Origin of the sequence: Vibrio sp. Isolate32 (genome assembly GCF_022397955.1) — a bacterium.
GTDB lineage: Bacteria > Pseudomonadota > Gammaproteobacteria > Enterobacterales > Vibrionaceae > Vibrio.
Genome location: NZ_JAKEUQ010000086.1, coordinates 1 through 648, shown reverse-complemented (window position 1 = coordinate 648; position 648 = coordinate 1). Strand labels below are relative to the sequence as shown.

1 tRNA gene and 1 rRNA gene are annotated in these 648 nt (G+C 42.0%); both read left to right on the top strand.

Going from position 1 to position 648, the window contains the following annotated elements:
- A 16S ribosomal RNA gene (locus L1D11_RS22550) occupies positions 1-210 on the top strand; the annotation flags it as partial.
- A gap of 65 nt (positions 211-275) precedes the next feature.
- Positions 276-351: transfer RNA gene (locus L1D11_RS22545), tRNA-Glu, on the top strand.
- The last annotated feature ends 297 nt before the right edge of the window (positions 352-648 follow it).

Genomic DNA, 648 nt, shown 5'->3' with positions numbered 1-648 from the left:
TCGGAATCGCTAGTAATCGTAGATCAGAATGCTACGGTGAATACGTTCCCGGGCCTTGTACACACCGCCCGTCACACCATGGGAGTGGGCTGCAAAAGAAGTGGGTAGTTTAACCTTTCGGGGAGGACGCTCACCACTTTGTGGTTCATGACTGGGGTGAAGTCGTAACAAGGTAGCCCTAGGGGAACCTGGGGCTGGATCACCTCCTTATACGAAGATATTCACGATAAGTGTCCACACAGATTGATATGTTTAAACAGTTAAGAGTAACCTATGTCCCGTTCGTCTAGAGGCCTAGGACACCGCCCTTTCACGGCGGTAACAGGGGTTCGACTCCCCTACGGGATACCATCTTTAAGCGCATTTATTTAAGTGTCTTTAAAAATGGTTCATTTACTGAATCAAGCTCTTTAACAATTTGGAAAGCTGACTGATTACTTAATTGGTTTTCACTTTAAAAAGTGAAATCAAACAGCTCAAGGCTGTGATTAAGTTAATCAAATTTAAAAGTTCTCAATGTTTATCTGCTCTTAGTTAATAAGAACGGTATAAACACAACAAACACATTCAAGTGTCTTGTATTCGAATCAAACTTTAGTTTGATTCACATTGAGTCCGGCAAACAGTCATCAAGAATTAACCCTTCTT